The sequence below is a fragment of the Catenulispora sp. MAP12-49 genome, assembly GCF_041262705.1.
GTDB lineage: Bacteria > Actinomycetota > Actinomycetes > Streptomycetales > Catenulisporaceae > Catenulispora.
On the sequence record NZ_JBGCCP010000058.1, the window covers coordinates 11,594 to 32,412 of the forward strand.

The following is a 20,819-nucleotide window of genomic DNA, read 5'->3' on the forward strand; positions in this document are numbered from 1 at the left end:
ATACTTTGCTGATCTGCCCCGCCACTTCCGCCGGCGGGCGGTTGTCTTCGCGCTTTCACCGGCGAAAGGTCTGGTTCCGGCATGGGCACAGTCGCGGCGAGGCGGCGCGGGCGGCGGGTCGCGGTGATCGCGCTGGTGGTCGCGGCGGTCGTTCCGGCTGTCGGGGCCGCGGCCGTGGTGTGGGACAACTCCGGCACGTCGCTGGCCTCGGTGCGTGCCGAGAGGCGCGGAATCCAGTATCTGGGCCAGACCGTGAAGCTCTTGGTGTCGGTCGCGCAGGCCCAGTCGGCGGCGGTGCGGAGCCTGCCGCCGGCGCAGCCTGGCCTGGCCACGGCGGTCGCCGCCGTGGACGCCACAGGCCTGCCCGGCGATCCGGATCCCGGCGCCGGCACGTTGTGGGCCCAGATCCGGCCCCAGGTCTTGGCCCTGTCCGGCAACCCGGCGACCGGCGCGGCTGCCTATCGGGCGTACAGCCAGGTCACGGACCTGCTTCTGCAACAGATCACGGCCATCGACGACGCGTCCGGCCTGGTGCCGGATTCCAGGGCGGATGCCTACCATCTGATCGACGCGTTGACGGTCTTGCTGCCGGACATGGAAGTGCAGGCGGGACGCTACGACGACCAGGTGACTTTGACCGAACCCACGACGGGGACGACGCAGCCGGGTACGGCTGCTGCGACAGCGCAGATCGCGGTGCTGCGGGACCGGATCGCCGTGGACGCGCACGCGTTCGTGACCGCGCTGAACAAGGTCTTCCGCACCACCGGCAGCGCCACCTTGGGTCCGCATCTCCTGGGCGATGTCGACCTGGTGAACACCGACATCAACGCGCTGGCGCCGACGGCGTCGGCGATCGACGAGGCCCTGATCATGCGGTCGGCGCCGACCGTGTCCCAGGAGCGCAAAGCGTTCGACCCGGCTGTGCAGGTGTTGGAGACGGCCGGCCTGGACGAGTTGGACAAGCTGCTCCAGGTCCGCGAGGCCGGGTACGACCGGCAGCGGCTGGAAGTGGCGGCGCTGCTCGGCGGCGGTGCGATGCTCGCGGCGTCGTCGCTGGGATGGCTGTGGTGGCGGCGCGGCCCGGGCCCGGATGTCGAGCAGGAACCGGAGCAGCATCGCCGTCAGGTGTCGAGTCGGCGGTCCGGGCAACGGCCCCAGCCCCAGCCCCAGCCCGAGCCCCAGCCCCCGGCCGACACGGCTCCGCTCGCCCTGCCCGATCGGCACCCCTGATGACCCGCCCTCGGCGCGGGCTGCTCATTCGGCACAAGCTCCACCTGCTCGTGGCCGTTCCGCTCGTGGGGCTGCTCCTGGCGACCGCGCCGCTCATCGATGACCGGGTGAGCCGTGCTTCGCAGGCTTCGGATCTGGCCGGCTTGATGACGGCGGCCGACCGGATCGGCGCGCTGGTGCAGGACGTGCAGCAGGAGCGGCTGTTGTCGATCTCCTATCTGGCCTCGCCGGACGCCGCGCCGAACGCCGTGGTGGTCCAGGAGGCGCTGGTGTCCGGGGCGGCGGCCGATCTGCGCCGGTCCCTGGGCCGCCGGCTCACCCCGGAGTTGACCGCCGCCCTGGACGGCGTGGACGGCCTCGGCCCGCTGCGCCAGCAGGTGCTGCACCAGACCGTGACGCCGAACCGGCTCAATTCCGCCTACGACACCGTGGTCGGCGCCTTGATCGATGCGATCGGCCTGATCCACCCCCGGGACGCCACGGTCGCCGGCAGCGCGGACCAAGCCGCGCTCGACGCGCTGTTCCGCGCCGATCAGTACCGCGGCACAGCCGGTGCGGCACTGCTGGCCTCGCTCGCGGCGCCGGCCGGCGCCGCGGGGGCGCTCGGCGCGGCCGGCCGCGCCGAGCAGGCCGAGGCCGTGGAGGTCGACCGGTTCAAGGAACTGGCCACGGCCGACCAGGCGCGGCTGTTCCGCCTGGCCGAGTTCGGCACGGCCTCCGCGCTCGTCAACGATCTGCAGGGCCAGATCGAGACCGCGCACGGTGCCCCCGCTGATGCCCAGGCCGGGTCCGCCCCGAGCCCGGCTTCGCAGACCCAGACCCAGACCCAGACGCAGACACAGACCCAGCCCGCCGACGACCGCAGGGTCCTGGTCGACCGCCTCGCCGACGCCGTCACGGCCCAGTACGGCCTGCGAGTCCTGGTCGAGGAGAAGATCGCCCACGACATCTCCACCGAGGCCGAGCATGCCGCGCACACCGAGCGGATCGCCGCCCTCGGTTTCGGCGTGGCGGTGGAAGCCCTGGTCGTCGTGGTCATCTGGCTCAGCATCAGCATCCGTCGGTCGATCTCCGAACCGCTGCGCGGCCTGACCGAGGCCGCGACCGAGGTCGCCGACCTGGCCGACTCCGAGCTGCGCCGGGTCGCCGACGTCGACGACTCCGGGCCGCGCGCGCCGATGCCGCGCCTGGCGGCGGTCCGCCTCACCAGCCGCGACGAGGTCGGCACGCTGGCCGAGGCGTTCAACCGGGTGCAGGCCACCTCGGCGCGGCTGCTGGAGCGGCAGATCCTCAGCCGGCGCAATGTGGCCGTGATGTACGGCAGCATCGGGCGGCGCACCCTGAACCTGGTGCGCCGGCAGCTGGCGCTCATCGACGAACTCGAAGCCGGGGAGGCGGACGCCGACCGCCTCGACCGGCTGTTCCGGCTCGACCACGCCGCCTCCAGGCTGCGCCGCAGCGCCCACAGCCTCATCGTGCTGTCCGGCACCCCGTACGAGGACGGAGCCCCCGGCGAGCCGCTGACCTTGTATGACGCCGTCCGCGCCGCGCAAAGCGACATCGACGACTACCGTCGCGTGGTCCTGACCTCGGTCGTCGAGGACCTCCTGCGGCCCCGCACGGCCGGCGACGTCGTCCTGGTCCTGGCCGAGCTGCTGGCCAACGCGGTCGCCTTCTCGCCGCCGGACAGCAAGGTCGAGGTCGCGGCCTACAGCATCGGCGGCGACCGGTGCGTGCGGATCGTGGACCACGGCGTGGGCATGCCCGCGGACCGGATCGAGGAGGAGAACACGCGCCTGGTCTCGCGCGAACGGCTGGACTTGGCGCCGACCGACCTGCTGGGCCTGTTCGTGGTCGGCCGGCTTGCTCGGCGGCACGGGCTCAGCGTGCGGTTGTCCGAGTCTCCCGGCGGCGGGGTCACGGCGGTCGTCGTCATTCCCGACCGGCTGTTCGTGGCGGGTACCGAGAAGGGCGGGGCGGAGGGCGGGATCCCACCAGAGGTCGCCGAGGCGATCCGTCGTGCGATGACGGCGTGGAGCGGGGAAGGCGTGGGACGACAGCTTCCCGCCCAGAGGGCCGGCGCGTCGGCTCCGGACCCCGACGACGCGCTGCCGGCCTGGCAGCCGTCCCGGGACCCCGGCGCCGTCCCGTTCCGGCTGGACCGGCGCGTGCCCGGGGCCACCATGGCGCCCCGAACCGGCGGCACGCCCGGCACGCCGTCACCGACACCGGACCCGGAGGCGGTTCGCGCCGAGATCGAGGCCTTCGAAGCGGGAGAGGCGCGCGCCGCTGCGGAGACGAGCGTGGAGAAGCAATGAGCGACACACCGACAGAACCGACGACACCGACCACACCGACAGCACCGGCCGGGGCCGAACTCAGCCGGCAGGCGCAGGACTTCTCCTGGACGGTGGACGCCTTCGTCCGGCAGACCGACGGCGTCACCGACGCGATCGTGGTCTCCGCGGACGGGCTGCCGATCGCGGCGTCCGAAACCCGCGGCCCGGACGCGGCCGACCGGCTCTCGGCCATCGTCTCGGGGCTGGCGAGCCTGGCCGGCGCGGTGACCACCACCGAGGACCTGGGCCCGCTGAACAAGATCATCCTGGATCTGGCCGACGGCTATCTCCTGGTGGCGGCGATCGGACACCGGGCGCTGCTCGGCGTGCGCGCCCTGAAGGAATCCGATCTCGGCACGGTGGCCTTCGAGATGACCGTGTACGCCCGTCAGGCCGGCGCGCGCCTGACGCCGCCGCTGGTCCGCGAACTGCAGCGGGCCAGGCCGCTGTGAGGTTCGCGGACACCCGCGCCGCGGCTCGCCCCCGACTTCGGCACCGGCACGGGCACCGGCGGCGGATCAGAGCGCTGGCCGTCCTCGCGGCGCTGGCCTGCGGACCCGGGCTGGCAGCCGGGTGCCGGGCCTCCGGCCCCCGGTCCGCGGCGGACGTGAGTGTCGGCCAGGTCGATCCGGGGGCCCGCTCGCAACTGCCGCCGGAGATCCTGGCCCGCGGGCTCGTGACGATCGCGACCGACCCCACGTACCCGCCCGACGAGTTCCGCCAGTCCGACGGCACGCTGGTGGGCATGGACGTGGACCTGGCCCGCGCGGTCGGGGCCAAGCTGGGTGTGCGAGTGCAGTTCACCCAGGTGCAGTTCCGGGACATCCTCGCGGGAGTGCAACAAGGGGAGTACGACATCGGGGTGTCCTCGATCACCGACACCACGCGCCGGGAGGAACTGGGCGACTTCGTCACCTACTTCCAGGCCGGCTCCTCGCTGCTGGTGCGCGGCGGCAACCCGCTGACGCTCTATCCGGACGACGAGTCGCTGTGCGGGCACCGGGTCGCAGCCCAGGAGGGCACCGTCGAGGTGGATCCCGTGCTGTCCTCGCGGTCGGCGCAGTGCGTCGCCGACGGCCTGCGCCCGATCACCACGGTCGTGGTGGCCGCCGAGGCCGACTCCCGGGCCGCCGTGCTCAGCGGCCGTGCCGACGCGATGTTCGAGGACGCCCCGATCGCCTCGTACGAGACGGCGCACTCCGGCGGCCAGTTGCAGACCGCCGGCGACCAGATCGACAAGGCTCCCTACGGTTTCGCGCTGGCCAAGGAGGACAAGCCGATGGACGACGCCATCCTGCGCGCGATGCAGGACCTCATCGACGACGGCGAGTACGCGGCCATCCTGTCCCGCTGGGGCCTGACCGCCGGCAGGGTCCCGGCCGCGACGCTGGACGGAGCGATCAATTGACGTCCGTTCATCTCTTCGCAACTTCGCGCGCGAGTACCATGACCGACAAGCGGACCACGAGATATGCCCGGTGGGGAGGTATGCGATGAGCTCAAGGAACCGCAACACCCAGCCGGGACCGGAACACACCGCGGCGAACAGTGAGGCGCTCGCGGCGTATGTCCTCAACGCCTTGGAGCCCGAGCAGCAGGCCGCGATGCAGCAGCACCTCCAGGACTGCGACATCTGTTACCTGGAGTACACGAGTCTGGGTGTACTGCCCGGTCTGCTGGACTCGCTCTCGCCGGAGGACATCAGGGAACTGACGGCGACGGTGACACGGCGTGCCGGGGCGCAGGCCGGGCAGCCCGCGAGCGTGACCGGCGCCCGCCCCGATCGCTCGGCACGGCCGGCGCGGTCGTGGTCCCGCCGACGGCGCGCACTGCTGGCCGGCGGCGCGTTCTCGGCCGCGATGGTCGCCACCGGCTTCGCCCCCGCCTACGCGGACAGCACACCGCCGGCGGCGCACCCCGGCGAGACGGCGAAGCCGGCGCCGGACCCGTCGGCGGCACCGGACGCGGCAGCGGCGGCGGTGGTGCTGACCGTGTCGGCGCAGAGCCTGCCCGAGGACCTGACCGCCCTGGACGTGGAACTCCGCTCACCCCGGGCGCTCCGCGAGTGTGTGTTGGAAGTGACGACGGACGACGGCGCGCGCATCGAAGCCTGCCGCTGGTCCGGTACGCCGAGCACCCGCGTGGTGTTCAGCGGCGACATCCCGCTGGCGGCCGCGCGGCTGCGGGCGGTGGCCGTTTTCACCGGGGACGGCACGGTTCTGGCGCGGCACGAGCTTCCTTAGTAGGACCCTGATAGCGAACACCAGAGTCATGGTCACCTGGTGTATCGCCTGGCACACTACGGACACCGTCACACGTCAACTCCGAGCCCTTCGGTGAGGTGTCTTCATGGCTGACCACGGCAGTTCGCAGCGGCAGGACACAGCCGAGCCCGATGCCGGCTTGCGGCGGCGGCGCTTCCTCGGCTTCCTGGTCGCCGCGCCGACGCTGGCCGTGGCGGTCGACTGGGCTCAGCCGGCCCCCGCCGGGGCGGCCGTGGTGACCCTGCCGCAGCCGGAGGACCTGTTCGATCTGGGCGACATGCAGAACCTGGCCGCGGCTCCGACCTCCGGCCTGATCTCGGTGCGGCTCGACGCGGACGGGACCGCTTTCTTCGCCGTGCCCCGGGCCGAGGTCGGGCAGGGGATGACCACGGCCGTCGCGATGATGGTGTCCGAGGAGCTGGACCTGCCGCTGGACAAGATCGAGGTCGGGCTGGCCGACGCGCGGCCCGAGCTGCTGATGAACCAGCTCACCGGCGGCTCGAACTCCGTGCGGAGCATGTACCTCCCGGTGCGTACCGCCGCCGCGATCGCCCGGCAGCGGCTCGTCGACACCGCCGCGGCCCAGTGGAATGTCCCGGCGGCCGACGTGAGCACCGCCGCGGGCGTGGTCAGCGGGCCCGGCGGGCTCAGCGCGACCTACGGTTCGCTGGCCACGGCGGCGGCCGCCGACCAGACGGTCGCCGTGACCGCCTCGCTCAAGTCCCCGGCGCAGTTCGGGGTGCTCGGTACGCCGCGGGGCCGCATCGACGCGCGGGACATCGTGACCGGCCGCAAGCAGTTCGCGATGGACGTCACGGTGCCCGGTGCGCTGCCCACGATGGTCGCGCGCCCGCCGACGATCAACGGCACGGTCGTGGCGATCAACAACCTGTCCGCGGTCCTGGCCATGCCGGGCGTCACCGATGCCGTCGCGATCAGCCACGGCGTCGCCATCCGGGCTCAGACGTTCGGGCAGTGCATCGACGCGATCCAGGTCGTCGACGTGACCTGGGGCCCGGGCACCGTGGACGGCGAGTCGGACGCGACGGTGCTGGAGAAGCTGCGGGCCGCGCAGCTGCCGATGATCGTGCCCCCGCTGTTGAGCCAGACCGTCGACGCCGAGTTCGTGTTCGCCTTCGCCAGCAACGCCCCGCTGGAACCGGACTGTGCGATCGCCGATGTGCGCGGCGACCGTGCGGAGATCTGGGCCAGTCTGAAGGTGCCGATCGTCGCGCAGTCCGAGATCGCCGCACAGCTCGGTCTGCCGGTCGAGGCGGTGACCGTGCACGTCACGCAGGGCGGTGGCTCGTTCGGGCGGCACCTGTTCCACGACGTCGCCGCCGAGGCTGCCCAGGCCTCGCAGAAGATGGGCAAGGCGGTCAAGCTCTCCTGGTCCCGGACCGATTCCTTCCGGCAGGGCCGGGTGCATCCGATGTGCACATCGCGGGTGCGGATGAACTACCTGCTCGGCAACGTCCTGAGCTATGAGCAGCGGCACACCGGCGTGCAGACGGACTTCGGGCACGGACTCGGCGAGATGATCACCGCGACCGCCGCGAGTCTGCCCGTGGCCGGGAACCTGACCTTCGCCGAGACGATCTTCGAGCTGACGCAGAGCTCTCCGTACGACTTCGGCGTCACCACCCAGCTGCTCAACGAGATTCCGGTGGAGTTCAACACCGGCAGCATGCGCAACATCTACTCGCCGAACGTCGTGTGCGCGCAGGAGTTGACGGTCGACCGGGTCGCCGCCCGGATGGGTCAGGACCCTGTGACGTTCCGGCGGGGATTCCTGCGCGACCAGAAGGTGCTCGCTGTGCTGGACAAGGCCGCGGACCTCGGCCAGTGGGGCAGGCCGATGCCGGCCGGCACCGCGCAGGGCATCGCCGTGCACACGGAGTACCGCGCCGCGATCGCCGTACTCGTGGAGATCGACTGCACGCCCGCGACCGTCGATCGGCCGATTCAGGACGGCGTGGGCGGGCCGCGCGTGACCAAGGCGCTGATCGTCGTCGACCCGGGCTTGTGCATCAACCCGACAGGACTGGAAGCGCAGATGATCGGCGGCATGCAGGACGGCATCGCGCTGGCCTTGACCTCGAGTCTGCACGTCCAGAACGGGATCCCGCTGGAGGGCAGCTGGGACAACTACTTCTACACGCGCGAGTGGAACACGCCACCGGATCTGCAGGTGGTCATCATGCCGAACACCAGCGACACCCCGAGCGGCGCGGGAGAACTCGGCGTCGCGCCGGCGTTCGCGGCCGTCGCGTGCGCGTACGCCAGGGCCACCGGCACGATGCCGACCTACTTCCCGATCAACCACAACGCGCCGCTCGGTTTCACCCCGCTTCCGCTGGAACCGTCCACGCCGCAGTCGCCCACCGACGGCCTAGCCCACACCTTCTGACCCGCGTTTCCTGACCCGCGCTTCCCGACTCACGCCTTCTGAGGGAAAACGATGACCACACACACTTTCGTGCTCAACGGCGAGCAGGTCAGCGTCGAGGCCGAGGACGGCGTCCGGCTGTTGTGGGTGCTGCGCGACCTGCTCGGCGTGACCGGGCCGAAGTACGGCTGCGCGCTGGACGTCTGCAAAGCCTGCACCAGCCACATCAACGGCAAGGCGTTCAACCCGTGTTCGGTCCCGGTCGCGGACATCGCGCCGACCGACGAGATCACCACCATCGAGGGCCTGGCGGCCAGTGTCGGCGCCGATCTGCACCCGATGCAGCAGGCGTGGCTGGACCACGACGTGGCCCAGTGCGGGTACTGCCAGCCCGGCCAGATCATGGCCGCGGTCGCGCTGGTCGAGCTGGTGCGCTCGCAGGGCCGGGCGGTCACCGAGGCCGATCTGGACTCGCTGCGCAACATCTGCCGCTGCGGCACGTACTCGCGGATCCGGCAGGCGATCGTCGAGGGTGCTCAGAAGATGTGAGTGAGGACCCGCTCGTCGCGCCGTCGGGCGGGCACCGGCTGGTGAAACTCAGTCCAGGAAGCCGCGCAGCAGCATGGCGGTGCCGTCCAGGTGTTCCAGCATCGCGCGGCGCGCCCCTTCGGGATCGCCGCTGAGGACGGCGGTGGTGATGCGTTCGTGCTGGTGTGCGGCGTGCCGGAGGTTCACCGGCATCATGGGGATCGACTCCAGCAGGTCGTTGCTCCGCAGCCGGGCGTCGGCGACCGCGGCGGCCAGCTGCGGCGAGCCGGACAGCTCGGCGATGGCCAGGTGGTAGCGCGTGTCGGCGATGCGGTACGCGGCGATGTCCGCCGATTCGGCCGCCTTCATCCGATCCACCAGCAGGGCCCGCATCTCGGCGTCCAGGGTCCGGGCCGCGGCCGCCTCGGCGGCGCCGCCCTCCACGGCGCGCCGGAACACCAGCGTGTCCTCGAGCCCGTTCGGCAACCGGTCCACGGCCTCGCGCAGATGCCCGTGCGGTGCCGGGGTCCGGAGCACGTAGGCGCCCCCGGCGCGGCCCCGCCGGCTCTCGACGATGCCCTCGGCCGACAGCACCTTCAACGCCTCGCGCACCGTGTCCCGGCTGACGTTCAGCAACTCGGCCAGCTCCCGCTCCGGGGGCAGCCGGTCCCCGATCGGCACCTCGCCGAGCTTGATCGCCCGCAGGATCCGCTCGATCGTGTCCTCGAACGCGTTGCCCGTCCGCACCGGCTGGAACAGCGAGTAGCCCTGGACGTCAGCCACCGTCGAGACCATCGCCCCTCATGAGTTCTTTCGAAGGCCTGATACCCGGCCATTATCGCTGCTTCGCCGTGCGCGTGTCCACGCCACTCGCCGAGTTTCCCCGACTGCCTCGGCTGAATCGCCTGATCTGGCTGAATGCTTGACACGGCGAAACGCCAGCCCCACACTTGCGGGCACCGCAATGGATGGTTAGCCAACCATTAAGAGTCCCGAAACTCCCGCCGCGTTTGCCGGAGGTGCTCCGTGACCGCCGAATCCACCGATACCGACAGACCGCTCGAGGGCGACGAGCAGCGTCTGCACGAAATGGGCTATGCCCAGGAACTGGCCCGCTCCATGTCGGGCTTCTCGAACTTCGCCGTCTCCTTCTCGATCATCTCGATCCTGTCCGGGTGTCTGACCCTGTACGGGTACGGCATGACCACCGGCGGCCCGGCCATGATCGTCTGGGGCTGGCCGCTGGTCGGCCTGATGACCCTGCTGGTGGGCCTGTCCATGGCCGAGGTCTGCTCCAGCTATCCCACCGCCGGCGGCCTGTACTTCTGGGCGGCCAAGCTGGCCCGCGGCAACGGTGCGGCCTGGTCGTGGTTCACCGGGTGGTTCAACTTCCTGGGCCAGGTCGCCACGACCGCGGGCATCGACTACGGCGCGGCGCTGTTCGCCAACGCCTTCCTGGACCTGCAGTTCAACTTCGCGACCACGCCCGGCCACACCCTGACGATCTTCGGCGTGATCCTGCTGCTGCACGCTCTGCTGAACACCCTCGGTGTGAAGCTGGTGGCCCTGTTCAACGACATCAGCGTCTGGTGGCATGTCGTCGGCGTCGCGATCATCGTCGGCGTGCTGGCGTTCTGGCCCTCCCACCACGCCTCGGCCAGTTTCGTGTTCACCAAGTTCGTCAACGAGACCGGCTTCCACAACCCGCTCTACGTCGGCCTTCTGAGCCTGCTGCTGGCGCAGTACACGTTCACCGGCTATGACGCCTCGGCGCACATGACCGAGGAGACCAAGAACGCCGCCGTGGCCGGGCCCAAGGGCATCATCACCTCGATCCTGGTCTCGCTGGCCGCCGGCTGGGTCCTGCTGATCGGCATCACCTTCGCCATCACGAAGTACGACGGCGCGGTGACTTCCGGGACCGGGGTGCCGCCGGTCCAGATCTTCATCGACGCCATCGGCACCACCGGCGCCAAGCTGCTGCTGCTGATCGTCATCGGCGCGCAGTTCTTCTGCGGCATGGCCTCGGTGACCGCGAACTCCCGCATGATCTACGCCTTCTCCCGGGACGGTGCGCTGCCCGGCTCGAAGATCTGGCACCGGATCAGCGACCGCACCCGCACGCCGGTGAACGCGGTCTGGCTCGCCGCGGTCGGCGCCTTCGCGCTCGGTCTGCCCTCGATGTGGAACAGCACCGCCTACGCCGCGGTGACGTCGATCTCGGTGATCGGGCTCTACATCGCGTACGTGATCCCGGTGTTCCTGCGGCTGCGCCAGGGGTCCTCCTTCGAGCGCGGGCCGTGGCACCTGGGCCGCTGGAGCCGGCCCGTGGGCACCATGGCCGTGGGGTGGACCGTGCTGATCACGGTGATCTTCGTGCTCCCGCAGGTCAGCCCGATCACCACCAAATCGTTCAACTACGCCCCGGTCGCGGTCCTGGTGGTCCTCGGTTTCGCCGGAGTGTGGTGGCTGGTCTCGGCCCGGCGCTGGTTCACCGGGCCGAGAGTGCAGGGTTCGCTGGAAGAGCTGGAAAACATCGAAGAAGGGCTTGAACACTGATGGGTCCGTATCGCGGTCGCCTGACCCTGGACGAGCTGCGCGACATGGTCGCGGCGGGCACGATCGACACGGTCGTCCTGGCTCTGACCGACATGCAGGGCCGGTTGCAGGGCAAGCGGATCGCCGCCGACTACTTCCTGTCCGACGTCGTCCCGCACGGTTCGGAGGGCTGTGGCTATCTCCTGGCTGTCGACGTCGACATGAACACCGTCGAGGGCTATGCCCTCTCCTCGTGGGAGGGCGGCTACGGCGACCTCGTCATGGCCCCGGACATGGCCACGCTGCGCCTGGTGCCCTGGCATCCGGGCACCGCGATGGTGCAGTGCGACGTGGCACATCACGACGGGACCCCGGTCAGCGCCTCGCCGCGCCAGGTGCTGCGCCGCCAGCTCGACCGGCTGGCCGCACTCGGCTGGGACGCCTACGTGGGCACCGAGTTGGAGTTCATCGCCTTCCGGGACACCTACGAGCAGGCCTGGGACCGTGACTACCACCGCCTGACCCCGGTCAACCAGTACAACGTCGACTACTCCGTGCTGGGCACCGGCCGCGTCGAGCCGCTGCTGCGCCGGCTGCGCAACGGAATGGCCGGCGCGGGCCTGGTCGTGGAGTCGGCCAAGGGCGAGTGCAACCTCGGCCAGCACGAGATCGCGTTCAAGTACGACAAGGCCCTGAACACCTGCGACGACCACACGGTCTACAAGACCGGGGCCAAGGAGATCGCCTCGCAGGAGGGCGTGAGCCTGACGTTCATGGCCAAGTACAACGAACGTGAGGGCAACTCCTGCCACATCCATCTGAGCCTGCGCGACCGGGAGGGCAGCCCGGTGATGGCCGGCGACGGTCCGCACGGCTTCTCGCCGGTCATGGAGCACTTCCTGGCCGGACAGCTGGCCGGCCTGCGCGACTTCTCCTTGTTGCTGGCCCCGAACGTCAACTCCTACAAGAGGTACGTCGCCGGGAGCTTCGCCCCGACCGCGATCGCCTGGGGGCGCGACAACCGTACCTGCGCGCTGCGCGTGGTCGGGCACGGCTCGTCGCTGCGGTTCGAGAACCGCGTGCCCGGCGGCGACGTGAACCCCTATCTCGCGGTGGCCGCGTTGATCGCGGCGGGACTGCACGGCGTGGAGAACCGGCTGGAGCTGGAGCCGGAGTTCGCCGGCAACGCCTACGCCTCCGACGCTCCGCGTGTGCCGTCCAACCTGCGCGACGCCATCGAGGCGTTCGAGGGCAGCCAGCTCGCCGCGGACGCGTTCGGCAAGGACGTCGTGGCGCACTACGCCCACGCCGGCCGGGTCGAGCTCGCCGCCTACGACTCGGAGGTCACCGACTGGGAGCGGCGGCGGGGGTTCGAGCGGCTGTGAGCGGACGACCCCTGATCGGCATCACTTCGTACCACGACATGGCGTCCTGGGGAGTGTGGCAGCAGCCTGCCGCACTGATCCCGTACACCTATGTCAGTGCCGTGACTCGGGCCGGAGGCGTCGCGGTGCTGCTGCCGCCGCAGCAATCAGGTGCGCTGGAGGCCGTGGCCGCCATCGACGGCCTCCTGCTGGCCGGCGGACCGGACCTGGATCCGGACACCTACGGCCAGGATCCCCATCCCCGGACCGGCACGCCGAACAGCGAGCGGGACGACTGGGAGTTCGCGGTGCTCGGCGAGGCTCTGCGGCAGCAGATTCCGGTCCTCGGGGTCTGTCGCGGGATGCAGCTGATGAACGTCGCGCTCGGCGGACGCCTCATCCAGCATCTGCCCGACCGGCTCGGCGACGTGGTGCACCAGCCCGCGCCGGCGGTGTTCGGGGACCAGAGCGTCCGGGTCCGGCCGGGCAGCCGGCTCGCGCCGATCCTGGGCACCGGCCCGGTACCGGTGCGCTGCTACCACCACCAGGCGGTCGCCGAGATCGGGCACGGTCTTCTGCCCGCCGCCTGGTGCGGCGACGAGACGGTCGAGGCCCTGGAGATGCCGGAGCGGGACTTCGTCTTCGGCGTGCAATGGCATCCCGAGGCCGCGCCGGAGGACAACCGCCTTTTCGAAGCCCTCGTCGAAGCGGCGTCGAAGAACAGCATCGAAAGAGAGAACGCATGACCGACAACGAGGCGGTGTCCGCCGGCTCCGTTCACGAGGTGGTGAACCCGGCCACCGAAGAGGTGATCGCCAAGGTCGAGCTCGCCGGGACCGCGGAGGCCGACGCCGCGATCGCGCGCGCCGCGGCGGCGTACGAGAGCTGGCGCTCCGTCGCGCCGGCCGACCGTGCGCGGCTGCTGCGGGCGTTCGCCGCCGAGGTCGACGCCGACCGGGAGCACCTGGCGGCCCTGGAGGTCGCCAACTCCGGTCACACGATCGGGAACGCGCGCTGGGAGGCGGGGAACGTCAGGGACGTTCTCGAGTACTACAGCGCCGCTCCCGAAAGGAACTTCGGCCGGCAGATCCCGGTGGCCGGCGGGATCGACATCACCTTCAAAGAGCCGCTGGGCGTGGTCGGCGTGATCGCGCCGTGGAACTTCCCGATGCCGATCGCCGGCTGGGGGTTCGCGCCGGCGCTGGCCGCCGGGAACACGGTCGTGCTCAAACCCGCCGAGCTCACCCCGCTCACCGCGCTGCGTCTGGCCGAGTTGGCACTGCGAGCCGGGATCCCGGAGGGGGTGTTCCAGGTGTTGCCCGGGCGCGGTGCGGTCGTGGGCCAGCGCTTCGTGGACCACCCGGCGGTGCGCAAGGTCGTGTTCACCGGCTCCACGCGGGTCGGCAAGCAGGTCATGGCCGGATGCGCGGCGCAGGTGAAGCCGGTGACGCTGGAACTGGGCGGCAAGAGCGCGAACATCGTCTTCGCCGACGCGGACCTGGCGGCCGCGGCGGCGGCGGCGCCGATGGCGGCGTTCGACAACGCCGGCCAGGATTGCTGCGCACGGTCCCGCGTCCTCGTCGAGCAGTCGGTGTTCGAGGACTTCATGGCCCTGCTGGAGCCCGCGGTGCACGGCGTGCGGGTCGGTGACCCGCTCGACGAGTCCTGCGACATGGGCCCGCTGATCTCGGCCGCGCACCGGGACAAGGTCGCGGCCTACGTCCCCGACGGCGCGCCGGTCGCCATCCGGGGGAGCGCACCGTCCGGCCCCGGCTACTGGTTCGCGCCCACGGTCCTGTCCCCGGTCGAACACTCCGCCGCCGCCTTCACCGAGGAGATCTTCGGCCCGGTGATCTGCGTGGCGCCGTTCCGCGACGAGGACGACGCGGTGCGCATCGCCAACGACTCCGAGTACGGGCTGTCCGGATCGATCTGGACCCGCGATCTCGGCCGTGCGCTGCGGGTGGCCCGCGGCGTCGAGGCCGGCAACCTCTCGGTCAACTCCCATTCCTCGGTGCGGTACTCCACGCCCTTCGGCGGGTTCAAGCAGTCGGGCCTGGGCCGGGAACTCGGCCCCGACGCGCTGGACGCCTTCACCGAGACCAAGAACGTGTTCATCTCCACGAACTGAACCGCGCAACCGAACCGCGCAACGAACGACAGGAAACACATCATGAGCAAGCGTCTCGACGGCCGCGTCGCCGTCATCACCGGAGCCGGCAGCGGGATCGGCCTGGCCAGCGCGCGCCGCCTGGCCGCCGAGGGCGCCAAGGTGGTCTGCGCGGACGTGGACCCCGAGGCCGGCGAGAAGGCCGCCGCGGCGGTCGACGGCCTGTTCGTCCACGTCGACGTCACCGACGAGGCCGCCGTCGAAGCCCTGTTCCGCACGGCAGCCGACACCTACGGCAGCGTGGACATCGCGTTCAACAACGCCGGCATCTCCCCGCCGGACGACGACTCGATCCTGGTCACCGGTCTGGACGCCTGGCGCCGGGTGCAGGAGGTCAACCTGACCAGCGTGTACCTGTGCTGCAAGCACGCGATCCCGTACATGCAGCGCCAGGGCAAGGGCTCGATCATCAACACGGCGTCCTTCGTGGCGGTGATGGGTGCCGCGACGTCGCAGATCTCGTACAGCGCGTCCAAGGGCGGCGTGCTGGCGATGTCACGGGAGCTGGGCGTGGAGTTCGCCCGCCAGGGCATCCGGGTCAACGCCCTGTGCCCGGGACCGGTGAACACCCCGCTGCTGCAGGAACTGTTCGCCAAGGACCCCGAACGCGCGGCACGCCGCCTGGTGCACATCCCGCTGGGCCGCTTCGCCGAACCCGAGGAGATCGCCGGCGCCGTGGCCTTCCTGGCCAGCGACGACTCCTCGTTCATCACGGCCAACACGTTCCTGGTCGACGGCGGGATCTCGGCGGCGTACGTCACGCCGGTGTAAGACGGCCGACCTGCGCTGAACTGTGCCGGCGCTCGGGACCCGGGCCTGGCGGTGCGGTGGCGTGGCGGTGTCGAGGACGCCGCCACGCCACCGCACACAGCGGCGCGTGTCCGTCCGATCAGGGCTCGATCACCCGGTCGCGCCCTGGCCGTACCAGAGGTGGTCGTCGGGGCGTGCGACGGTGCCGGTGCCCCGAAGATCGGCGTAGAGCTGGCCGTCGGCGAACGCCGCGGTGACCCGGTGGCCGACGCGCACAGCGAGCGCCGACTTCCCGATGCCGGCGGCGCCGGTGAGGACCACCACCGGGCCCGCGCTCCCAGCGGCCTGCATCGCCACCGTGCGGCAGAGATATTCCACGGCGCTCGTGCGCCCGACGAAGTCCGCCAGATCGCGAGGAATCTGGCGCGGCGTCGGCATCGCGGTCGTCGGTACCGGCCCGGCACTGCCGAAAGACGCGGTACCCGGCGGCATCTCGGCGACGGCCGCAGGATGCCCCGAGCCTGCCGGATGCGAAACAGGTCGGCCCCTCCGGTTCCAGTCCTGAGACGAGGTACATGATGACGTGGTCCAGCCGTCTTCGCCCGAGGTTCCTGCCGTGTTGATGGTCGTCTGAGCACCCACCCGGGCTGTAACCCTTCGCCGTATCTCGGGATGAAAGGAACCTGTTTCACCGACTCATCAAGAGGACAGCATGCGCAACAGAGCGATTCCCTTCCTGGCGCTGGCCGTCGCGGGCCTGCTGGCGGCCGGTGCCGCCGAGGCACAGGCGGCCGGCTCGATCTTCCAGGTCGTGGCCACCCCCAACACCGCCACCGCGCCGATCTCCAATGATCTGCTGACCGGGACGGCGAGTACGTCGACGAAGGATGTGTGGGCGGTCGGCTTCGCCACCGATCCCGGCAACACCGACCACACGCTGGCGGAGCACTGGAACGGCACCCAGTGGTCGGTCTCGCCCACCCCGGACGGGACCTCCGGCAGCCAGCTCGCCGCCGTCGCGGCCGTGTCGCCGACGAACGCCTGGGCCGTGGGCCTGCAGAACTCCGATCAGCCCATCGCCTCGAACACCACGCTGATCGAGCACTGGAACGGCTCCACCTGGTCCATCGTGCCGAGCCCGAACCCGGACACCGAAGGCGACGTGCTCACCGGCGTCACCGCGACCTCCGCCAACGACGTGTGGGCGGCCGGCTACTTCACGACAGGCGGCGGGACGGAGATCCTGCCGTTGTTCGAGCACTCGAACGGAACCGCGTGGAGCGTGGTGTCGGTGCCGGCCGTGGACTCCTCGGTCAGCTTCGTCCATTCCATCACCGCGGTGTCCCCGACCAACGTGTGGGCCGTCGGCTACCAGATCGACGACTCCAGCGGCCACAGCGACGACCTGATCCTGCACTGGGACGGCACCCGCTGGACCGACCAGCCGATCCTGCCCATCGGCCAGGTCACCCTGCAGTCGGTGCACGCCGTCTCCGCGAACGACGTCTGGGCCGTGGGCACATCCCTCGGCGCCACCGGCGGCGACTCGACCAACCTCGCGCTGCACTGGAACGGCTCCGCGTGGACCTCGGTGAACATCCCGAACGTCGACACCCCGAACCAGGGCATCGATCTCCTGGAGAGCGTCACGGCGCTGTCCAGCACCGACGTGTGGGCCGTGGGCGCGGCCACCGGCTCCGCCGGCGTCAACCAGAACATGATCGAGCACTGGAACGGCAGCACCTGGAGCATCGTGCCCGCCGCGAACCAAGACCCGCAGGGCGACAACTCCAACACCCTGTTCTCCGTCGTCGCCACCGGACCGGGCAGCCTGACGGCGGTCGGTTCCTGGAGCAGTCTGCAACAGGGCAACCCCGGATCGCGCACCCTCGCCCTCACGACGACGCGCGGCTGAGCCGCGGGGGAACGCGGAAACGCGGAAACGCAACGGCCTGGGAAAGGTGCCGATTGTGCCGATCCGAGATGCGGGCGACAACGCATCCCGGATCGGCATTTGAGCGAGCACACCCGGCGCGCGAGCGGGAACCCGCCGGCGTCTACCGGTGTCCGCCGGCTATCGCGGCACCGGCATTGCCATGAACATTCCGTCGGGGTCGTAGTGTGCCTTGACCGCCAGCAACCGTTCGGTGTTGCGCCCGTACGCGTCGGCGACGCGGGGGTCGTCGCGCGCCATGAGATTCGGCCAACCGCCGGGCAAGGCGTGTGCGTCCATGCGGTGTTCGGTGTCTCGGACCCAGGCTGACTCTGTCGTTCCGTCGCTGTCGCTGTCGCCATCACCATCGCCGTCGGTCCACGACCCCAGGATCTCCACCACCAGGTGCTCGTCACGGTATTGATATGCCGTGGCGTCCGCGGCCACGCGGGTTGCCGCGCCGTGCGAGTGGTGCACGTTCAGCCCGCAGGTGGCCGGCATCTCGTCGCCGGCGCGGACGAAATCGTCGATGGCGGCGTCGGTGAGGCCCGGCAGGAGTCGGCTGGCGAGGTGGTAGTTGCCTCCGCGCGGGAACAGCTCGTCCATCGCGTGCACGGTGTCGGCCAGCGCGCGGTGGCCGACGTCTTCCAGCACCGGGTCGCCCAGCGCGCGGACGCGGGCGATCTGCTCCTCGGCGCGGGCGGGGTCTCCGGCCCAGGTCGGACTGGTGAACAGGACCAGGCCGGCCGGCGTGTACAGGGCGCCGAACATCACGTCCAGCGCGTCGTCCGCGGAGGCCATCAGGTCCCGCCAGCCCCGCAGCACCGCCCTCGCCTGGTCCCACCCGAACGCGATCATGCCGGTCGTGACTTCGGCGTGCGGGTTCAGACGGGTGCGCACCTCGGTCACGACGCCGAAGTTGCCGCCGCCCCCGCGCAGGCCCCAGAACAACTCGGGCTCGCTGTGCGGATCGGCCGTCACGACCCGACCGTCCGCCAGCACTACCTCCGCCGCCAGCACGTTGTCGACACCCAGTCCGACCAGCCCGATCAGGGTCCCATACCCGCCACCGAGCGTCAGCCCGGTGAACCCGACCGAGCTCACGGTGCCCACCGCCGCGGCGTACCCGTGCGGGCGCACAGCGTCCAGGACGTCCGTCACGGTCGCACCGCCGGCCACCCGCGCCGCCATGCCCTCTACGCCCTCCGTGCCCTCCACGGCGACCTGCCGCATGGCGCTCAGGTCCACCAGCAGACCCCCGTCGCGCACGGCCCCGCCGGCCCAGTCGTGGCCGCCGCCCAGCACGCAGAGAGGCAGACCCGCGGACTGCGCCGCGAGCACCGCCGCGCGGACGTCGTCGGTCGAACGGCACCGCGCGATCACGGCAGGACGCCGGCGCACCTGCGCGTTCCACGGCCGCACCGCCTGGGCCACCGCCTCTCCCGTCACGACCATCTCGGCAGGCAGCTGCTTATGCAGCAGCCTGACAGCGGTCTCGACTCCGTTACCTGAGGGGGAAGACATGTGTCAGAGCCCTCCTTCGCGTGGCGATGTGCTCCTTCTTCCCATCGTCGTCGACGTGCGCCCGCCGGGTACAGTCCCGGTAGTCCTCTTAGGGGTATACCTGCCGCCGCGAAGCTGCGTGATGGTCGCCATGACCGACGGAATCACATGGCTCGCCGCACCGCAGGACTCACCGATCTTTCGGTGCCGCGCGGTCTGGCTTCCGTCCGTGTAGGTACGCTCCTTCCCTGATACCTGAGGCACACAGCAGAGGCGGCGAGCCATAGCGGTGCGATGCTCGCGGCGAGCAGGCCGACGACGAGGTGCTTTGTCACCTCGTTTCCATCGCCATATATCGAAACGAAGTACTGGAGAACGGCAAAACTCAACAGGATCCCTGCCACGAGGGCGAAGCCGCGAGGTTTCGAATTCGGCGCTGAGCGACGAAATAGCCATACCGCAGCAGTGCCGCAGAAACCCCAGTAGCAGATGATCGCAGATACGCCGAAGCTGCGAAAGGCTCGTGAAATATCTGTCACCAGGGTCATCCGCTGTTCCTGGGTGCCGGCTGGGTGGCCCGCGCTCTCGTCATAGGTCCCGATGTAGTCATTTCTAAAAGACAGGTAGGCTTTCGCCCCGCCTGTGAAAATCTTGGCCGACATGGCGGGATTCATAGCAAAATAGTGGGCGAGGTTGACCTGCGTTAGCTTCCCCGAAATCGCCGCATACTCGGGATCATTGGGGATGGACTTCTCGCTCCACCAGTTCGAGCCGCTGTATGCGCCAAACCTTCTTGGCAGGCCGAGGTCAACCGCAACGCCACCGGGATCTTTCGACAGGGGCATCACGGTCATGGTCACTTCGTTGCTGACGTTGACCTTTTCGAGCGGGATATCTCCATCAGGTGAGAATGCTCCGAGCACCCACAGCGCTGTCATCAATATTGAACCGACGCAGAGCGCTGGAAGAGCGCGACTGCCGAGCCTGCTGCTGAAGCGACGAATTTCGATCTTGCGAAAAGCGAAGAAGAGGCATAGTGGAACCGCGAGTGTCGCGGTCTCGGTTTTGGCGCCGACTATCAGGAGTGCGCCGAACCAGGCGAGGAGAAACGCCGGCAATCGATGAGTCTCTCCGCCGACGAACGCCACAGCGGCAACGGCGAAAATAAGCACACCGTATAGTGCTGCAGTCTCGGTATAGGGCGAACCGGCATAGTCGGCGAATGCCGCATCGGCGGCAACGATGAAAAGGGCCGCAGCAAAAGCGGTCCGAATGGCTGGAGAAATCCCCGAGAGAATGCGGAGCGTGATCGCGATGACGACACCGACGATCATACAGTAAGGAAGAATGAGTTCCCGCGCGTCGAGGGCTTCAGATCGGCCGAGAATATTTTGGTCCATCCACGACGCAACAATGAGCGGAACTGCCTGAATCGTCGCGTATCCGTCACACTTCTGGCCGTTGAGGATCCCATAGTGGATCACAGCGAATGCCCAACGCCGACTACTCGGTGCCGCATGGATGACACAAAGTAGCCGACGCCCATCGCCGTTGTCCGCCATCGTGACCGGTGTAGGAAACAGCAGTCGCGCTGCCATCGCAAGAGCGGCGACTAACCCGACTGTTTCGGGCGCGAATTTTCGATCAAGCTGCGTGACGGCGAGCCGGTAGGCGTCCCTCGCCAGTGGCGGTGGCATGACGTAGATCATACAAACCGTATCAGGGTCCTGCTCTGGCCGTAGTCAAATCTCATGGTCGATACCGCGGCCTTCGCTCGAAACGGTCACGAAGCTCATCCGCCGCCGTGA

General features: G+C 69.9%; 17 protein-coding genes. 13 read left to right on the plus strand and 4 right to left on the minus strand.

Features of this window, described 5'->3' with window-relative positions; translation table 11 throughout:
• Positions 1-81: 81 nt before the first annotated feature.
• The 7 genes from ABIA35_RS46830 (at position 82) to ABIA35_RS46860 (ending at position 8,774) form a co-directional block, all read left to right on the plus strand.
• The gene (locus ABIA35_RS46830; RefSeq protein ID WP_370362317.1) at positions 82-1,233 is read left to right on the plus strand and encodes a hypothetical protein; all 1,152 of its coding nucleotides are present in this window, start codon (positions 82-84) and stop codon (positions 1,231-1,233) included.
• The gene (locus tag ABIA35_RS46835) at positions 1,233-3,551 is read left to right on the plus strand and encodes a nitrate- and nitrite sensing domain-containing protein (RefSeq protein ID WP_370362318.1); all 2,319 of its coding nucleotides are present in this window, start codon (positions 1,233-1,235) and stop codon (positions 3,549-3,551) included. The genes ABIA35_RS46830 and ABIA35_RS46835 overlap by 1 nt, the downstream gene beginning before the upstream one ends.
• On the plus strand, positions 3,548-4,024 hold the full coding sequence (locus tag ABIA35_RS46840; RefSeq protein ID WP_370362319.1) for a roadblock/LC7 domain-containing protein: 477 nt from the start codon (positions 3,548-3,550) through the stop codon (positions 4,022-4,024). The genes ABIA35_RS46835 and ABIA35_RS46840 overlap by 4 nt, the downstream gene beginning before the upstream one ends.
• Before the next feature lie 155 nt (positions 4,025-4,179).
• Positions 4,180-4,980, plus strand: a complete 801-nt coding sequence (locus ABIA35_RS46845) for an ABC transporter substrate-binding protein (protein WP_370362320.1) — start codon at positions 4,180-4,182, stop codon at positions 4,978-4,980.
• An 85-nt stretch (positions 4,981-5,065) separates the two neighbouring features.
• Positions 5,066-5,815, plus strand: a complete 750-nt coding sequence (locus ABIA35_RS46850; RefSeq protein WP_370334058.1) for a zf-HC2 domain-containing protein — start codon at positions 5,066-5,068, stop codon at positions 5,813-5,815.
• A 106-nt stretch (positions 5,816-5,921) separates the two neighbouring features.
• On the plus strand, positions 5,922-8,246 hold the full coding sequence (locus ABIA35_RS46855) for a molybdopterin cofactor-binding domain-containing protein (RefSeq protein WP_370362321.1): 2,325 nt from the start codon (positions 5,922-5,924) through the stop codon (positions 8,244-8,246).
• 51 nt (positions 8,247-8,297) lie between these two features.
• Entirely contained in the window at positions 8,298-8,774 is a 477-nt protein-coding gene (locus ABIA35_RS46860) for a (2Fe-2S)-binding protein (protein WP_370334060.1), read from the plus strand.
• 48 nt (positions 8,775-8,822) lie between these two features.
• On the opposite strand, the gene ABIA35_RS46865 is transcribed toward ABIA35_RS46860, so the two are convergent.
• Positions 8,823-9,536, minus strand: coding sequence for a FadR/GntR family transcriptional regulator (locus tag ABIA35_RS46865; protein ID WP_370334061.1), 714 nt, complete (start codon positions 9,534-9,536; stop codon positions 8,823-8,825).
• Between the two features lie 306 nt (positions 9,537-9,842).
• On the opposite strand from ABIA35_RS46865, the gene ABIA35_RS46870 reads away from it, so the two are divergent.
• The 5 genes from ABIA35_RS46870 to ABIA35_RS46890 are packed head-to-tail and all read left to right on the plus strand — an operon-like array spanning position 9,843 to position 15,596.
• Complete coding sequence (locus tag ABIA35_RS46870; protein WP_370335155.1) at positions 9,843-11,312, plus strand: amino acid permease; 1,470 nt, start codon at positions 9,843-9,845, stop codon at positions 11,310-11,312.
• Positions 11,312-12,676 carry a glutamine synthetase family protein gene (locus tag ABIA35_RS46875; RefSeq protein WP_370334062.1) on the plus strand — a complete coding sequence of 455 codons (1,365 nt, stop codon included), beginning with the start codon at positions 11,312-11,314 and terminating at the stop codon, positions 12,674-12,676. Before ABIA35_RS46870 ends, ABIA35_RS46875 begins: the two co-directional genes overlap by 1 nt.
• Entirely contained in the window at positions 12,673-13,401 is a 729-nt protein-coding gene (locus ABIA35_RS46880; RefSeq protein WP_370362322.1) for a gamma-glutamyl-gamma-aminobutyrate hydrolase family protein, read from the plus strand. The genes ABIA35_RS46875 and ABIA35_RS46880 overlap by 4 nt, the downstream gene beginning before the upstream one ends.
• Positions 13,398-14,786: an aldehyde dehydrogenase gene (locus ABIA35_RS46885; protein ID WP_370334064.1), complete on the plus strand. Its 1,389-nt coding sequence runs from the start codon at positions 13,398-13,400 to the stop codon at positions 14,784-14,786. Before ABIA35_RS46880 ends, ABIA35_RS46885 begins: the two co-directional genes overlap by 4 nt.
• Positions 14,787-14,828: 42 nt before the next feature.
• A complete protein-coding gene (locus ABIA35_RS46890; protein ID WP_370362323.1) occupies positions 14,829-15,596 on the plus strand; it encodes a 3-oxoacyl-ACP reductase in 768 nt (255 codons plus the stop codon).
• Between the two features lie 129 nt (positions 15,597-15,725).
• On the opposite strand, the gene ABIA35_RS46895 is transcribed toward ABIA35_RS46890, so the two are convergent.
• On the minus strand, positions 15,726-16,013 hold the full coding sequence (locus ABIA35_RS46895; protein ID WP_370334066.1) for a hypothetical protein: 288 nt from the start codon (positions 16,011-16,013) through the stop codon (positions 15,726-15,728).
• A gap of 274 nt (positions 16,014-16,287) precedes the next feature.
• Between ABIA35_RS46895 and ABIA35_RS46900 the strand changes: the two genes are divergently transcribed.
• Positions 16,288-17,490 (plus strand): hypothetical protein, encoded by a 1,203-nt coding sequence (locus ABIA35_RS46900; RefSeq protein WP_370362324.1) that lies wholly within the window; start codon positions 16,288-16,290, stop codon positions 17,488-17,490.
• A 159-nt stretch (positions 17,491-17,649) separates the two neighbouring features.
• Here ABIA35_RS46900 and ABIA35_RS46905 read toward each other — a convergent pair whose 3' ends face one another.
• Positions 17,650-19,032 carry an FAD-binding oxidoreductase gene (locus tag ABIA35_RS46905; protein WP_370362325.1) on the minus strand — a complete coding sequence of 461 codons (1,383 nt, stop codon included), beginning with the start codon at positions 19,030-19,032 and terminating at the stop codon, positions 17,650-17,652.
• Between the two features lie 143 nt (positions 19,033-19,175).
• A complete protein-coding gene (locus ABIA35_RS46910) occupies positions 19,176-20,720 on the minus strand; it encodes a hypothetical protein (RefSeq protein ID WP_370362326.1) in 1,545 nt (514 codons plus the stop codon).
• Between the last annotated feature and the right edge of the window lie 99 nt (positions 20,721-20,819).